The following is a 13,663-nucleotide window of genomic DNA, read 5'->3' as shown; positions in this document are numbered from 1 at the left end:
TACGTACCCGCGCAACCCGCACTCCCAGCTCAAGAGAACCTCTGAACTCCCGCACGGCCAGGCCCGCGTCGCAGAAGAGCCTCCCAAGCCAAGTTGGGGCTCCGGGCCTGGGCGTCAGTACGGATTGCCGGCAATGATCCCCCGCGCCCCCTGGCGCAGCAGTTCCGCGGAGACGCGAGCGCCGAGAGTGCCGGGGTCGTTGCTGCTCTCGCCCCAGATGTGGGCGTGGACGAATTTGGCGCCGTCCCGGGAGAAGACCATCCCCCGCAGGGAGAGTTGACCGTCCGGCTCGGTGACGCAGTGACCGGCGATGGGGCTGTTGCAGTGGCCCCTCAGGCCGTGGAGCATCACGCGCTCGGCGGTGACCTCGGTCATCGTCCTGTCATGGTTGAGACGACTCAGCAGACCGGCCACGGAGCCGTCGTCGTGACGGCACTCCAAGCCGAGAACTCCGGCACCGACAGCCGGGAGCATCTCCTGCACGGTGAAGACCTGGCGACCTCGGTGGGACAGCCCCAGCCGCTCCAGGCCGGAGGTCGCCAGGATCATGGCGTCCAGCCTGGTGTCGATCTTCTTCTTCCCGTCGAGTTTCTCGATGCGCGTGCCGACAGCTCCGCGTACCCGAACGACATTGAGGTCCGGTCGCACACGATTGACCTGAGCTTTGCGGCGAACAGCCGAGGTGGCAACGGCGGCACCGGGCGGAAGGTCGTCGAGCCTCTGCATCTCGGAGCCTTCCGGGAACAGGAGCACGTCGCGTACGTCGTCGCGCGGCAGGTAAGCGGCGAAGACCAGGCCCTGGGGCATGGGTTGGTCGCCCGGCACATCCTTGACGCAGTGGACCGCCATATCCACTTCTCCACGCTGAAGCATGGTGTCGATCTGTTTGACGTACAGACCCTTGCCGCCGAGCTGAGCCAAGTCCCCCTGCCACAGGTCCGCTTCGGTGGTCACCGGCACCAGTTCGACCTGGATCTCCGCCTCCTCTTTGCGCAGGAGGTCCGCGACCATATGGGCCTGGGCCAGGGCCATCGGGGAGCTGCGGGTGCCGATCCGCAGAGTGCGGTCGGCCGGGAAGTTGTTCATGGGGTCCTCTCGTTCCTGGTCTCAAGGTAGAGCGTTGATCCGGGGAGTTGGAGCGGCCCGCGGACGCGCCGGGCTACACGCGGGTGCAGGATCTCCAGAGCCGTATCCGGACGGACCCAGGCCCAGCGAGTGATCTCGCGACGTTGCAGCACAATCCCCTCAGCGTCCGCTGTGGACAACCGGGGACCCGCGAAGACGAGCGCGAGCCGGGCCCGGCGGCCGGGGGTCACGGCCTCCAGCCACTCGACTGCCATCAAGTCGGTGGTCCGTATGTCCGTCGCGAGACCCAACTCCTCCTGGATCTCGCGCCGCGCGGCCTCCACCGGGGACTCCCCGGCCTCCACAAGGCCGCCAGGAAGGGCCCATTGACCTTCAGGGCGCCGAGCCGGATGGACGACGAGAATTCGGTCGTTCTCGTCCGTGAAGAGGACCGAAGCTGTGATCGGATGACCGGAGGCCGGCCCCTCAGGACTCATCGGCCGACTCCGCGTTCCAGCGGCACGGTGACGGTGAGCCGTTCCGACGAATCGGCCGCCCACTCCCCGGGCCTTGTGAGGGCGCGGAGCCGATACCGGCCGCCCCGGACATCTGTCACGATGCCCTCCCGCTCGGCGTTCTCGTCCCTTACTTCGTCGCCCACCCAGGCCGCTCCGTTGCGCGTCATTCGTCGGTTCTCCCTTCAGGACACCCCGGACCCCCTTGCCGAACGGCAACCGGTCGATTCCCCAGCGCTCGGTCAGCCTGTCCAACTCGGAGACGACGAGGTCTCCGTTACCGCGTCCGTAGTTGAGTGAACGACAGCTGGTACCTGCGCAGGAGGAAAAGTTCCTCCCGCATGCGGTCGGCCCAGCCGGAAATTCCGGTCGTTCGCCTCTGGCGATGCGGACCCTGTGGCTACGTTTGGTCAGTGGAGGAGAACCGAGTCCTCATCAGCGCCTTACGCGAGGCGGGCTTCACTCAGGCCGAGCTGGCCGAGGCGGTGAACGGCTACCTACGCGAGCACGGCCACGACGGGACAGTCAGCGACCGGACAGTTCGGCACTGGCTGACCGGAAAAACCCGCTGGCCTCACCCCCGTCAGCGCGAGGCGCTGCGGGCAGTATTCGGGTGTACCGCCGAGAAGTTGGGCTTTGCCCGGGCGGGCACACATAGTTCCGCCGACGAACCGGAGCAGCCTGTGAGGCGCCGCGAATTCCTCACCGCCACCACCGGCACGACAGCCGCCATCGTGGCTCCGATGCCCGGCGGCAGGCCGACCGCTGTAGGAACCTCAGAAGTGATCCGGCTCCGCAACGGACTGGATGGTCTGGCCCTGCTCGACCAGGACCGGGGCGGTCACGAGACTCTCGAACAGACCGCGTTGGCGGGAGCGGCGCAGGCCCTGGCTTTCCAGAAGTCGGCGGCCTCTCAACGCATCCGGCAGCGGCTGTTCAGCGTGGCCGCCGACTACACAGCCACCGCGGCCTGGTCGGCGATCGACGCCCGCCACCCGAACCAGGCCCAGCAGCACCTGGAACGTGCGCTCTATCTCGCAGGCATGGCCAACGACCCCACGGCAGAACTGCGCGTCTGGATCTCGGTGGCCATGCTGGCCCGAGAACGCGGAAACTTCGCCCAAGCCGTGGACGCGGCCCTCGCGGCGCAGAGCAACACCATTGCCCGTCGCGACCCCTTCTTCGCTTCCCTTGCCCACGTCCGCACTGCCATCGGGCACTCCATGCTGATGGACCGCCAGGCAGCGTTGCGGTCTCTCGGCCACGCCGAAGTGGCTCTGGGGAAGGCAGATTCGGCGGTGCCGCGGCCGAGTTGGGCGACGTTCTACGGGCCGGCCGAGTTGCACGCGCTGACGGCAATCGTCCAGGACCGGGTGGGCAATCCCGCCAGGGCTGAGGCGGCCGGGCATAAGTTGCTGTTGTCGTTCCGGCCTTGGGGAGTGGGCTTCGAACCGGGGTTCCCGTTTGGGTGGTGACGGCATGGTCGGTGCATAAGGGTGGGGCCTTCTGAACAGTTCGATGGTGTCGAATCAACGAACAACGTCAGGAGGCCCCGGTGTTGGAGTGTTCCGTGTCGATGGCTGGGCCGTCCAGTTCGGTCACTCCGGGGTGTGACTGCCTGGCACACCGGTTCGGAAACGCCGCCGACAACGGGGCCCGGCAGCCGCGTTATCCGTCGGACATGACGGACGAGGAGTGGAAGGTGGTCCGGCCGTTGCTGCCGGTGCCGGGCTGGATGCGGGGCCGCGGCGGGCAGCCGGAGGCGTATTGCCACCGGGCCATACTGGACGCGGTCCGGTATCTGGTCGACAACGGAATCAAGTGGCGCGCGATGCCGGCCGATTTCCCGCCGTGGGACCGGGTCTACGCGTTCTTCCGCCGCTGGCGCGACCGCGGCCTGATCGGGGAGTTCCACGACCGGCTGCGCGACCGGGTCCGCACCCGTGCCGGGCGGGACATCGAGCCGACGGCCGCCGTGATCGACTCCCAGTCGGTCAAGGCCGACGCCGTGGTGGGCTCGGACAGCCGCGGCTTCGACGGCGGGAAGCTGATCAACGGCCGCAAAAGGCACCTGGTGGTCGACAGTCTCGGGCTGCTGCTGGGCGTGATGGTCACCGCTGCGGACGTCGGAGACCGCACCGCCGCGAAGGTCCTGCTCCAGCGGGTGGCCGAGGCGCATCACCGTCTGGTCCTGGTCTGGGCAGACGGCGGATACACCGGCAGCCTCGTCGAGCACTGCCTGGCCGTCCTCGCGCTGGTCCTGCAGGTCGTCAAACGCAGCGACGACCAGAAGGGTTTCGTGGTCCTGCCCAAGCGGTGGATCGTTGAGCGCACCAACGCCTGGCTGATGCGCACCCGCCGGCTGGCACGCGACTACGAACGCCGCACCACCAGCGCGGAGGCGATCGTCTACTGGTCGATGACCCTGCTCATGACCCGCCGACTGGCCCGGCCACACCCTTCGCCAGCGTGAACTGGCCCGGTGAGGGCTCGGTCAGCCATCCCCGCGCGACCAGGCGTTTCGCCTTCGCCCGCAAGGCCTCCACCCGCGCCGGCACCACGTCCATCCCGAACACCGCGGCCATCTCCTGGCAAGTCAAGGGCCCTTGATGAAGCCGGGACCGGTCGGCGAGTGCCTGCACGATCCGCTGGTAGTCCACCGACAGGACCGAACAGGCAAGCCCTTCGCGCCACACAGGCACCTGTGACCTCGATTGCACCGCATCCCGCGAGCTTTGGGAGGCTTCCGCCTGGTCATCGCCGCCGGAAGCCAGCACCGCGTCGACTCGCCTGCGGGCGACCGACCACTCCTGCCATTCCTGCTCGGCCTCGGCCAGCTCGGCCTGGATCCGATCAGCCTCCTCCCGCAGCCCGTCGACCCGACGACGAGCAGCAACCTCGTGCTGTTCCAGCAGTCCGACAACCGACGGCATCCCGGCCTCCCCAGCGAGCGACAACCCGACAGGCCACACCTCCCACCGAACTACCCAACCCATGCCTGACCAGTGAAAACGCCGCCCTCAAATTCGGAACGACAACAGCGACTAAGGCACTGGCCCTGATCCCCGAGGAGTTCCGCCGCAACCGTGCCATGACCCTCGTGGACCTGGCGCTCGCCCAACTCCACCAGCGGGACATCGAGCAGGCGTGCGCCACGGCCTCCCAGATCTTCGACCTGATGTCCGGCCATCCGCTTCCAGGACGGCTCCGGTCCCTACTCGGGGACTTCTACCGGGACTTGATTACTCTGGCGCCGACGGTCACCCTCGCGCGAGAGTGGGGAGACCGCTACCGACTCGAATGGATCAGGGCATGATCACTGCCTCCTTGGACCTGCGGCGCTACACACACGAGGACCTGCCGCAGATCCGGCAGACGCTGATCGACGTGCACGCCGACGCTTACGCCGACGCGATGGACGACCCGTTCAACCAGCGCTTCGCCTGGTTCGTGGACCACTGGGGCAGTAAGGACGGCTTCGCCTGTGTCATGGGCTACGAAGGGGACGAGCCGGTCGGCTACTCCTACGGCGCCCCTGCGACAGAAGGACGGGAATGGTGGCGTGAGCACCTCGACCCTGCCCCCGAGAAATCCCGCACCTTCGCCCTCTCCGAGCTGATGGTCCGTCCGAGGTGGCGCAAGACCGGTGCCTCCGTACAGCTCCACCATGCCCTTCTCGCAAGCCGCGACGAGGATCTGGCGGTGCTCACCGTCGACACCGGCCATCCCAGAGTCCAGGCCATGTACGAGTCGTGGGGATACCGCAAGGTCGGAGAAGACCAGCCCTTCCCCGATTCCCCCCTGTTCGCGGTGATGCTCGCTGAACTCCCTCTGACCTGACTCGGGCCGAGCGCGCGACCCAGGATTCCCGAACTCCCCGAGCCCGCGCTGATCGCGCCCTTGCGGGTCACCAGCAGGTCCATCCCCTCGTACCGCTCCTCGGACAGCCGGGCCGTCCGAACGGCTACGGTGGTTCGGGGTCGGCGGCCTGGTGGAGATTCCACTCGGCGGGCAGGTCCGCGTCGCAGAAGACGCAGACGAATTGCGCCTCCCGGACGATGTTGCGCTCCTGGCACCTCGGACAGCGCCGGAAGACCGCCTCCTGTGTGAGGCCGTCCGGGTGCCGCAGGCCGAGTTGGTCCAGCGCGTCCGCCATCGCCGGCCACGTGGCGACATCGGGGCAGTAGCCGGTCGACTGGTTGCTGACCTCGGCGACCACCCACTCTCCGGCCCTGCGCACGAAGGTCATCTCGCCCGCGCTCAAGACAGGTTCCCCGCCCGCGCACGCCACGTGTTCGCTCCGGCGCGGAGCAAGCCGCAGCCTGCCGTCGACACCGATCACGAAGGTGAACGGCTCCCTCAGCTCCTCCGCGGTCCGAGCCGCAAGCCAGGCGGCGAGATCGCTTCCCGTCCGCATCCCGACGGCCGCGTCTTCCGCCCGGACGGCAGCGCTGAGATCCGCGGGCCCCACGTATGAGAAGCACCGTCTCGACGTGTTCACCTCAGCCGGCTCCGGCCGTTGCCGGCACCAGCCGCGCGGACGGCCGCGCAGAGGTCTTCGTCCGGACCGCACACATCGCCGCTCCCGGTCATCGCGCCCTCTCAGTTGTCGAACCAGACCACAAGTCGGACATTGTCGTCGCCGTGCAGCGAGGCCAGTGCCTCCATGACCGTCCAGACCGGCTGCCACTCTCCGCCCGGCCGCACGGCGTCCCTGCGGCGGATCTTCCGCACACGGAAGACCGTGTCGCCGACGGTCCACTCGGTCCCCTCGGGCCGGCCCTCAACCGGATCACTGGTCGCGTCCGGTGACCCGAGCGCCTCCGCGTGCGCGGCGTCCCAGACGGCTTTTCCCACATACCGCAGCCCCTCGTCCGTGCGCTGGTAGCGGTGCACCCGGCGGTCGGTGGTCTCGGCCGGCTCGTCCCAGTCGACCCGCTTCACCTCGGCGCACGTGATCCAGGTGGCCCCGAACACCTCACCGGGCCACCGCCCGAACTCCGCGCGGACGGTCTCCGACGCGTCGGCGGGCAAGCCCCGCTCCGCGGCGAGCGGCTGGAATCCGGCGTAGTTCCGCACACCGAACAGACATCTGAACGCGTCATAGTTCCGGGTGATGTCGAGGAAGAACATGTCGATCGCGGCCCCCCACGTGGACGCCTCCCCGTCCTCCTCGTGGAAGCGCCACGCGCGGCACTCCACGAACCCGCTGATGTCGGTCCCCACCCCGAGCCTCCCCTCCGAAGAGAGAGGCCGCGTGCCGATGCCCGGCACGCGGCCCCCGCCCCCGATCCACTGACGGTCACCCCTTGACGCAGACGACCTGCTTCAGCTTGGCGACCACCTGCACCAGGTCCCGCTGCTGCTCGATCACCTTGCCGATCGGCTTGTACGCGCCCGGGATCTCGTCCACCACGCCGGAGTCCTTGCGGCACTCGACGCCACGCGTCTGCTCCTCCAGATCGCGGACGCCGAACTTCCGCTTGGCCGCCGAGCGCGACATCTTCCGGCCCGCGCCGTGGGAGGCCGAGTTGAAGGAGGACACGTTGCCGAGGCCGCGCACGATGTACGACTCCGTGCCCATGGAACCCGGGATGATCCCGAACTCCCCCGAGCCCGCGCTGATCGCGCCCTTACGGGTCACCAGCAGGTCCATCCCGTCGTACCGCTCCTCGGAGACGTAGTTGTGGTGCCCGCACATCACGGCCTCCATCAAGTACGAAGGGCGTCCGGTCGCTCCTCTCCGGCATCTCGCCGGGGCCGTAGTGGCTCACCGGCTCAGCCCTGGAGTCGGCACGGCAGGCTCCGTGGGAGAAGCAGGGTGGGTGTCTGCGCTGGAGGCCGTGCGCGGCCCGCGCCTCAGTCCAGATCGCCTGACTCGGAGGCGACGAAGGTCTGGATTCGAGCCGCAATCTCCGGCGTGTTCAGTTGGGACTGCGCCACAGCCAGCACGAACTTCTCCGCGGCATCTTCGTCCAGCGGGTCCCTGAGGGCATAGCCGTTGATATCGAGGAAGACGATGGCAGATGCCCAGCCCGTCCTCTTGTTGCCATCAACGAAGCTATGGTTGCTGGAGATGGAGTGAAGGAGCGCTGCGGCCTTTTCGAACAATGTCGGGTAAGCGTCTTCTCCAAACACGCTGGCCCGCGGTCGCGCGACTGCGCTTTGCAAGAGACCCCAGTCCCGTACACCGACGCGTGCGCCCAGGGTGATCTCTGCGATCTGCAGGACGTCACTGGCGTCCAGATACTCGATGATGGCCAGGCTCCTATAGGTCCGCGAGGCGCCTGTTCAGTCCAGCAGAGATACGCGCGGTGCGCATGGCGGCTGCGGTCACCTTGCGCCGGTGGACCTCGGCAAGGATGGCGTCGTGAGCGAGCGCCTTCAGGCTGGTGTCCTCCTTTGCTGCTTGCTGGCGGAGCGTGGCCATTTCCTCGTCGGTGAATGTCACGTTGAGCGCAGGCATCGTCACTCCTCTCGGGTACCAAATCTGGTACCAGACTACCAGCCTAGCGGACGCCAGCCAGTCTCCCTCCTGACTAGATCCGCAAAACTTCAAAACATGCAGGTCAGAGCCATATCGATGCTTCATCGACCCAGCAGCGGCCCTGGTCCGCCTCCTCCGCACGATGCCACGGGTCAAGCACCCCGCCCACCCGCTCGCAGACACCAGAACGGCAGCCGGCCGCGAGGGCTCATACAGAGCCAGGTGCCAGGCGGCCCCCTTCTCCCTCAGACCCCGTCGGAGGACGAGGGGCCGGGTGCCGATACGTGGCACGCGGCCCCCGCCCTGGTTCGACAACGGTCAGCCCTTGACGCAGATGACCTGCTTGAGTTTGGCGACGACCTCGACCAGGTCCCGCTGCTGCTCGATCACCTTGCCGATCGGCTTGTACGCGCCCGGGATCTCGTCCACGACGCCGGAGTCCTTGCGGCACTCCACGCCCCGCGTCTGGTCCTCCAGGTCCCGGACGCCGAACTTCCGCTTGGCCGCGGAACGCGACATCTTGCGGCCGGCCCCATGCGAGGCCGAGTTGAACGACGCGGCGTTGCCCAGCCCCCGGACGATGTACGACTCCGTCCCCATCGAACCCGGGATGATCCCCCACTCCCCCGAGCCCGCACTGATGGCGCCCTTCCGGGTCACCAGCAGGTCCATCCCGTCGTACCGCTCCTCGCTGACATAGTTGTGGTGACAACTGATGACACCGGGGCGGTACTCCACCGTCCTCATCTGACCTTCGGCGTCCTCCTGGTGGCAGGAGATGACCGGGTCGAAGGTGGGGCGGGCCTTGCGCAGCTCGCCGCGGACGACGTCCTGGAGGAGGGACATCATGACCGCGCGGTTGTGCTTGGCGTACTCCTGGGCCCAGAAGAGGTCGTTGCGGTAGGCGGCCATCTGCGGGGTGTCGGAGATGAAGACGGCGAGGTCGCGGTCGACCAGGCCCTGGTTGTGCGGCAGCTTCTGCGCCTCGCCGATGTGGTGGTCGGCCAGCTCCTTGCCGATGTTCCGCGACCCCGAGTGCAGCATCAGCCAGACCGCGTCCTCCGTGTCCAGGCAGATTTCGACGAAGTGGTTCCCGGAGCCGAGCGTGCCCATCTGCTGGGCGGCGCGCTCCGCGCGGAACCGCACCGGCTGGGCCAGCCCGTCGAAACGGGACCAGAAGTCGGACCAGCCGGCCGTCGGATGACCGTGCAGCCGGCCCGGGTCGACCGGGTCCTCGTGCCGACCGCGCCCGACCGGAATGGCCTGTTCGATCTTGCCCCGCAGCCGGGAGAGGTCGGCCGGCAGGTCGCCCGCCCGCAGCGAGGTCTTCACCGCGCTCATCCCGCAGCCGATGTCGACGCCGACCGCGGCCGGGCAGACCGCGCCCTGCATGGCGATCACCGAGCCGACCGTGGCGCCCTTGCCGTAATGGACGTCGGGCATGACGGCCAGCCCCCTGATCCACGGCAGCGAGGAGACGTTACGCAGCTGCCGCATCGCCTCGCCCTCGACGGTGGCCGGGTCGGCCCACATGCGGATCGGTACCCGGACCCCGGGCACCTCGGTGTACGACATGACGTTCCCCCTGGAGAAGCCGGAATGACGACCGGAATGACGACCGGACGGACGGATGGACGACCGGACGGACGACCCGAAAGACGACCAGCTGGACGCCGGACGGACAAGCCGGAAACAAGCGGCCGGAAAGCGGCGCGCATCACCCGTAGAACCGCCCCGGCGGGCACAATCCGTGGGGCGTGCGGTAGACATTGTGTCCAGGGCTCGCTCGTGCGCGCCAAAGGTTTACCGCCGGCACCCCCACGGCCGGGTGAACCCGACCCATGAACAGGCAAAGCGCAGGAAGGGGCCCGCTCAGTGCGGTCTACGCGAAGGCTGCCGGTTCCGGCCGCGGCGGCGGTGGGTCTCGTCGCACTCGCCCTCGGCGCGCTCGGCGCGTGTACGCCCGGAGGCTCTGATCCGAGCGCGGCGACGGACAGCAAGTCCGCGGTGGTCGCGGGCGGCGCCGCTTCTCCGCTGCCGCCGGGGAAGTACCAGACACTCCCCCAGCCCTGCGTGTCGGTGAGCCTGGACGCGCTGAAGAAGCTGGTGCCCGGCGCGGCGGACTACGCGGGCACCGAGGCGCTGACGTACGACACCGACCGCCGGGTCGGCTGCGCCTGGCAGAGCGCCGGCACCGACGGCTCCACGCACAAGCTGAGCGTCGACTTCGAGCGGGTGGTCTCCTACGACCCGGGCATCAGTGACGAGGCGCAGGCCGAGCTGGACTTCGACCGGAGGGCTGCGGCGGCCGACATCCCGCTGATGCCGACCGGCACTCCCGGCGGCAGCGTGACGACCCCGGCCACCACCCCGCCGACCGGCCAGACCGCCTCCACCACGCCGGCCACCCCCAGCGGCAGCGGCAGCGCGACCCCGGGCGACGGCAGCCCCTCCGCCAGCGGGACCGGCTCGGACGGCACCGGGGACGCTCCCGACCTCGCACCGCGCCGCCTCGCCGACGTCGGCAACGCCGCCTTCATCAACGACGTGCTGCACACCCCCAAGAACGCGGCCACCGCGCCGAGCGGCCCGAGCCGGGACGTGACCTTGGTCTTCCGCACCGCGAACGTCGTGGTGAGCATCACGTACACCACTGCCGCGCCGCGCGGCGGCACCGACCCCGACAGCGCTGACCTGCAGAAAGACGCCCAGCAGGTGGCCGGCCAGCTGGAGAGCCGGATCGAGAGCTAGGGCGGCGGCCGCCTCCGGGACCCGTAGGGTGGATGGCCAGCCGGTGCCGGAGCCGCATCGGCGTACGCCCGAGCCGCACGGTACAAGCCGCACGAGCCGCCTCGTACGAGCCGCACCGTACAGGCCGCCCCGCACAGGAAGCCCCCACAGGCCGCCCCGCACGAGCCGCAGAAGCAAAGGACCACCGGACCCATGGAACGACGTCGCACCGCCCCGCGCCTGGCCGGCCTGCTCGCCTGCGCGACCGTGCCCGCGATGCTGCTCGCCGGATGCTCTCCCGACTCCGGCGGCGGTTCGGACGACAAGGCGAGCGGCACCGCCTCGAAGACGACGGCCGCGCCGACCCTCGCCCCCGCGAGGTTCAGCACGCTGCCGGGTTCCTGCAAGACGGTGACGAAGAAGACCGTCTCCGCCCTGGTGCCCAAGGCGAAGTCGAGCGGCGGCACGGAGAGCGAGACCTCCGACATAGCGCTGCGCGGCGGCTGCTCCTGGACCGGCAACGGCTCGGACGGCTACCAGTACCGCTGGCTCTCGGTCACCTTGCAGCGCTTCACCTCCTCGACCGAACTGGGCGGCGCCGAGGACCAGGCGAAGAAGCGGTACGCCGACGAGGTCGCCGAGCTGGGCGCGGTCAAGGGCTTCACCACCACCGCGGTGGCCGGCATCGGCGACCAGGCGAGTTCGGTGAGCGGCAAGGCCACCGTGGCCAAGGTGACCTCGCAGAACGACACGGTGGTGGCCCGTACCGGCAACGTCGTGGTCATCGTCGAGTACAACGGCGCCGGCCTGGTCGGCAAGAAGAACCCGAGCGCCTCGACGGTGAACAGCGGGGCGCAGCGGGCCGCGAAGGACGCGGTGGCGTCGGTCTCATCCGCGAATCCGGCGAACCCGTCGGACCCGTCGGACCCGTCGAACTCGACGGACGGCAGCGGCGGTTCGGGCGGCACCAGCGGCAGCACGGGGACCCCGAAGGGCACCGCCACCAGCTCCTCCAGCGACTCCGACGGCCTGTCCGGATAGCGCTTCCGGGGCCGCGGCAAGTAACAACTGCCGGAAGTTCCCGCCCTCCCGCCCGGCTATCCGTACATTTGTCCGACGGACGGATGCCCACGCCTGCGCGCCCGTATGGCAGTCTGGGGCCGCCAGTTCACGGGGGCAGGAGCTTTTCAGCGGCAGGAGGGGTCGCGGGTGGCCGCGATACAGTTGACCCGGATGCACCGGATCTTGGCCGGCATCGTCGTCACGGGTGCGGTGGTCATTGCCGGGATCGGCTTCGCCGGTTCCTACGCCGCCGTGCGCTCGCTCGCGCTGGACAAGGGGTTCGGCTGGTTCGCGAACGTCTTCCCGGTCGGCGTGGACGCGGGCATCGTGGTGCTGCTCGCACTCGACCTGCTGCTGACCTGGCTGCGCATCCCGTTCCCGCTGCTGCGGCAGACCGCGTGGCTGCTCACCGCCGCCACCATCGCCTTCAACGGGGCCGCGGCCTGGCCGGATCCGCTCGGCGTCGGGATGCACGCGATCATCCCGGTGCTCTTCGTGGTCTCGGTCGAAGCGGCCCGGCACGCGATCGGCCGGATCGCCGACATCACCGCCGACAAGCACATGGAAGGCGTCCGCCTCACCCGCTGGCTGCTCGCCCCGGTCCCGACCTTCAAGCTGTGGCGCCGGATGAAGCTGTGGGAGCTGCGGTCGTACGAAGAGGTCATCCGCCGCGAGCAGGACCGGCTGGTCTACCGGGCAAGGCTGCGGGCGCGGTACGGCGTCGCGTGGCGCCGCAGGGCCCCGATCGAGGCGCTCATGCCGCTGCGGCTGGCGAAGTACGGCGTGCCGCTGTCGGAGACCGCCGACGCGGGACTTGAGGCGGCCGGCATCGAACTCAGCTCGCCGGTACGGCAGTTGGAGGCGGTCAAGGTCGAGCCGGTGACGCCGGCCGCACCGGCCGACCAGGTGGAGCAGGCGCCCGCGGCGGCGACCGGTACGGCCGCGCCCGGCGCCCGGCAGCCCGAGGCGGCGGCCGAGCCCTCGCACGAGCAGGGGTACGACCCCGGGTTCGAGGAGCAGCAGGTGTACGACCAGCAGCGGCTCTACGAGCAGCAGATGTACGAGCAGCAGCCGTCGTTCGAGGAGTGGCAGGGCACCCACGACAGCCCGTGGTTCGCCGCCCCCTACGCACAGGCGTACCCGAACCAGCGGCCGCCCCAGCAGCAGGACCCGCAACAGCCGCAGGGACCGCAGCAGTTCGAGCCGGAGCCGCAGCAGCAACCGCAGGTGATGGTCCCCAACGGCCCGTACCGCCAGCGGCCACTGGGCAACCCGGACATCAACGGCACGCCCAACGGCGCCCCGAACGGCGTCAATGGCGCGAACGGCTACAACGGCAACAGCGCCCAGGAGTTCCGCGAGCCCCCGTACGCGGCCCAGCCGCAGTACCAGCAGCCCCAGTACCAGCAAGCCCAGTACCAGCAGCCGCAGTACCGGCAGGCCGCCCAGTCCGCGGCGCCCGCCCAGCCCGAGCCCGAACCCCCCGCCCCCGGCGGTGACTCCGACGCCGAGACGTATCCGGTGGCCGGCCTCAACCTCCCCGACGGCATCCCCGCCTCCGAGGCCTACTTCGGCGCCTACCGCAACCATGTGCTGAGCACCGGGGAGCGTCCGAACAACGCCCGGCAGCTCGCCCGCATCCTGGAGAACGAGTTCGGCGGCACCGCGCCGGAGCAGCGCGAGCTGATAGGTGCCATCCGCGAACTGCGCACCCGTTTCCAGTCCGAGCAGGAGACCGAGCACATCCCGTAGCCCCCCGGGGTCCTCATCCCCTGACCCCCGGGGTCCTCATCCCGGCCCCCCA

General features: G+C 69.3%; 16 protein-coding genes and 1 pseudogene. 7 read left to right on the top strand and 10 right to left on the bottom strand.

All coding sequences use genetic code 11. From position 1 onward, the window contains the following. Positions 1-114: 114 nt before the first annotated feature. From hemC to OG552_RS21080, 3 genes are read right to left on the bottom strand one after another with little or no spacing between them, the layout of a single operon-like run. Positions 115-1,086, bottom strand: a complete 972-nt coding sequence (gene hemC / locus OG552_RS21085) for a hydroxymethylbilane synthase (protein WP_329135201.1) — start codon at positions 1,084-1,086, stop codon at positions 115-117. Next, entirely contained in the window at positions 1,083-1,562 is a 480-nt protein-coding gene (locus tag OG552_RS36460; RefSeq protein WP_443070985.1) for an NUDIX domain-containing protein, read from the bottom strand. Before OG552_RS36460 ends, hemC begins: the two co-directional genes overlap by 4 nt. Then, positions 1,559-1,750, bottom strand: a complete 192-nt coding sequence (locus OG552_RS21080) for a hypothetical protein (RefSeq protein ID WP_329135199.1) — start codon at positions 1,748-1,750, stop codon at positions 1,559-1,561. The genes OG552_RS36460 and OG552_RS21080 overlap by 4 nt, the downstream gene beginning before the upstream one ends. Positions 1,751-1,993: 243 nt before the next feature. Here OG552_RS21080 and OG552_RS21075 point away from each other — a divergent pair, with 243 nt between their 5' ends. Both OG552_RS21075 and OG552_RS21070 read left to right on the top strand, forming a co-directional pair. Further along, positions 1,994-3,055 carry a helix-turn-helix transcriptional regulator gene (locus OG552_RS21075; RefSeq protein WP_329135197.1) on the top strand — a complete coding sequence of 354 codons (1,062 nt, stop codon included), beginning with the start codon at positions 1,994-1,996 and terminating at the stop codon, positions 3,053-3,055. Between the two features lie 206 nt (positions 3,056-3,261). Beyond that, positions 3,262-4,053 carry an IS5 family transposase gene (locus OG552_RS21070; protein ID WP_329131283.1) on the top strand — a complete coding sequence of 264 codons (792 nt, stop codon included), beginning with the start codon at positions 3,262-3,264 and terminating at the stop codon, positions 4,051-4,053. Here the strand turns inward: OG552_RS21070 and OG552_RS21065 are convergent. Next, positions 4,010-4,513 carry a hypothetical protein gene (locus OG552_RS21065; protein ID WP_329131284.1) on the bottom strand — a complete coding sequence of 168 codons (504 nt, stop codon included), beginning with the start codon at positions 4,511-4,513 and terminating at the stop codon, positions 4,010-4,012. The two genes, OG552_RS21070 and OG552_RS21065, sit on opposite strands and share 44 nt — an antisense overlap. A 158-nt stretch (positions 4,514-4,671) precedes the next feature. Here OG552_RS21065 and OG552_RS21060 point away from each other — a divergent pair, with 158 nt between their 5' ends. Together OG552_RS21060 and OG552_RS21055 are read left to right on the top strand one after the other, a co-directional pair. Next, the gene (locus tag OG552_RS21060; protein ID WP_329135195.1) at positions 4,672-4,896 is read left to right on the top strand and encodes a hypothetical protein; all 225 of its coding nucleotides are present in this window, start codon (positions 4,672-4,674) and stop codon (positions 4,894-4,896) included. Continuing rightward, entirely contained in the window at positions 4,893-5,420 is a 528-nt protein-coding gene (locus OG552_RS21055; protein ID WP_329135193.1) for a GNAT family N-acetyltransferase, read from the top strand. The genes OG552_RS21060 and OG552_RS21055 overlap by 4 nt, the downstream gene beginning before the upstream one ends. 124 nt (positions 5,421-5,544) lie before the next feature. Here OG552_RS21055 and OG552_RS21050 read toward each other — a convergent pair whose 3' ends face one another. The 6 genes and pseudogenes from OG552_RS21050 to OG552_RS21025 form a co-directional block, all read right to left on the bottom strand. After that, the gene (locus tag OG552_RS21050) at positions 5,545-5,844 is read right to left on the bottom strand and encodes a hypothetical protein (RefSeq protein WP_329135191.1); all 300 of its coding nucleotides are present in this window, start codon (positions 5,842-5,844) and stop codon (positions 5,545-5,547) included. Between the two features lie 338 nt (positions 5,845-6,182). Then, entirely contained in the window at positions 6,183-6,806 is a 624-nt protein-coding gene (locus tag OG552_RS21045) for a hypothetical protein (protein ID WP_329135189.1), read from the bottom strand. Between the two features lie 76 nt (positions 6,807-6,882). After that, a pseudogene (locus OG552_RS21040) lies at positions 6,883-7,290 on the bottom strand (RtcB family protein); the annotation flags it as partial. A 149-nt stretch (positions 7,291-7,439) separates the two neighbouring features. Further along, positions 7,440-7,826: a type II toxin-antitoxin system death-on-curing family toxin gene (locus OG552_RS21035; protein WP_329140969.1), complete on the bottom strand. Its 387-nt coding sequence runs from the start codon at positions 7,824-7,826 to the stop codon at positions 7,440-7,442. A gap of 22 nt (positions 7,827-7,848) precedes the next feature. Next, positions 7,849-8,046: a hypothetical protein gene (locus OG552_RS21030; protein ID WP_329135187.1), complete on the bottom strand. Its 198-nt coding sequence runs from the start codon at positions 8,044-8,046 to the stop codon at positions 7,849-7,851. 339 nt (positions 8,047-8,385) lie between these two features. Continuing rightward, positions 8,386-9,642, bottom strand: coding sequence for an RtcB family protein (locus OG552_RS21025; protein ID WP_329135185.1), 1,257 nt, complete (start codon positions 9,640-9,642; stop codon positions 8,386-8,388). Positions 9,643-9,942: 300 nt separating this feature from the next. Between OG552_RS21025 and OG552_RS21020 the strand changes: the two genes are divergently transcribed. The 3 genes from OG552_RS21020 (at position 9,943) to OG552_RS21010 (ending at position 13,611) form a co-directional block, all read left to right on the top strand. Further along, positions 9,943-10,818, top strand: a complete 876-nt coding sequence (locus OG552_RS21020; protein ID WP_329135183.1) for a hypothetical protein — start codon at positions 9,943-9,945, stop codon at positions 10,816-10,818. A 192-nt stretch (positions 10,819-11,010) separates the two neighbouring features. Continuing rightward, complete coding sequence (locus tag OG552_RS21015; RefSeq protein ID WP_329135181.1) at positions 11,011-11,838, top strand: DUF3558 domain-containing protein; 828 nt, start codon at positions 11,011-11,013, stop codon at positions 11,836-11,838. A gap of 168 nt (positions 11,839-12,006) precedes the next feature. Further along, entirely contained in the window at positions 12,007-13,611 is a 1,605-nt protein-coding gene (locus OG552_RS21010; protein ID WP_329135179.1) for a DUF2637 domain-containing protein, read from the top strand. Positions 13,612-13,663 lie beyond the last annotated feature (52 nt).

Origin of the sequence: Streptomyces sp. NBC_01476 (assembly GCF_036227265.1) — a bacterium.
Taxonomy (GTDB): Bacteria; Actinomycetota; Actinomycetes; order Streptomycetales; family Streptomycetaceae; genus Actinacidiphila.
Note: the sequence above shows the minus strand (reverse complement) of the source record. Positions and strands in the feature narration are given on the sequence as shown.

Excerpts from the sequence above, each read along its gene's own strand:
- hemC (WP_329135201.1), bottom strand. The coding sequence starts at position 1,086 with ATGAACAACTTCCCGGCCGACCGCACTCTGCGGATCGGCACCCGCAGC.
- OG552_RS36460 (WP_443070985.1), bottom strand. The coding sequence starts at position 1,562 with ATGAGTCCTGAGGGGCCGGCCTCCGGTCATCCGATCACAGCTTCGGTC.
- OG552_RS21080 (WP_329135199.1), bottom strand. The coding sequence starts at position 1,750 with ATGACGCGCAACGGAGCGGCCTGGGTGGGCGACGAAGTAAGGGACGAG.
- OG552_RS21070 (WP_329131283.1), top strand. The coding sequence starts at position 3,262 with ATGACGGACGAGGAGTGGAAGGTGGTCCGGCCGTTGCTGCCGGTGCCG.
- OG552_RS21065 (WP_329131284.1), bottom strand. The coding sequence starts at position 4,513 with ATGCCGTCGGTTGTCGGACTGCTGGAACAGCACGAGGTTGCTGCTCGT.
- OG552_RS21060 (WP_329135195.1), top strand. The coding sequence starts at position 4,672 with ATGACCCTCGTGGACCTGGCGCTCGCCCAACTCCACCAGCGGGACATC.
- OG552_RS21055 (WP_329135193.1), top strand. The coding sequence starts at position 4,893 with ATGATCACTGCCTCCTTGGACCTGCGGCGCTACACACACGAGGACCTG.
- OG552_RS21030 (WP_329135187.1), bottom strand. The coding sequence starts at position 8,046 with ATGCCTGCGCTCAACGTGACATTCACCGACGAGGAAATGGCCACGCTC.
- OG552_RS21025 (WP_329135185.1), bottom strand. The coding sequence starts at position 9,642 with ATGTCGTACACCGAGGTGCCCGGGGTCCGGGTACCGATCCGCATGTGG.
- OG552_RS21015 (WP_329135181.1), top strand. The coding sequence starts at position 11,011 with ATGGAACGACGTCGCACCGCCCCGCGCCTGGCCGGCCTGCTCGCCTGC.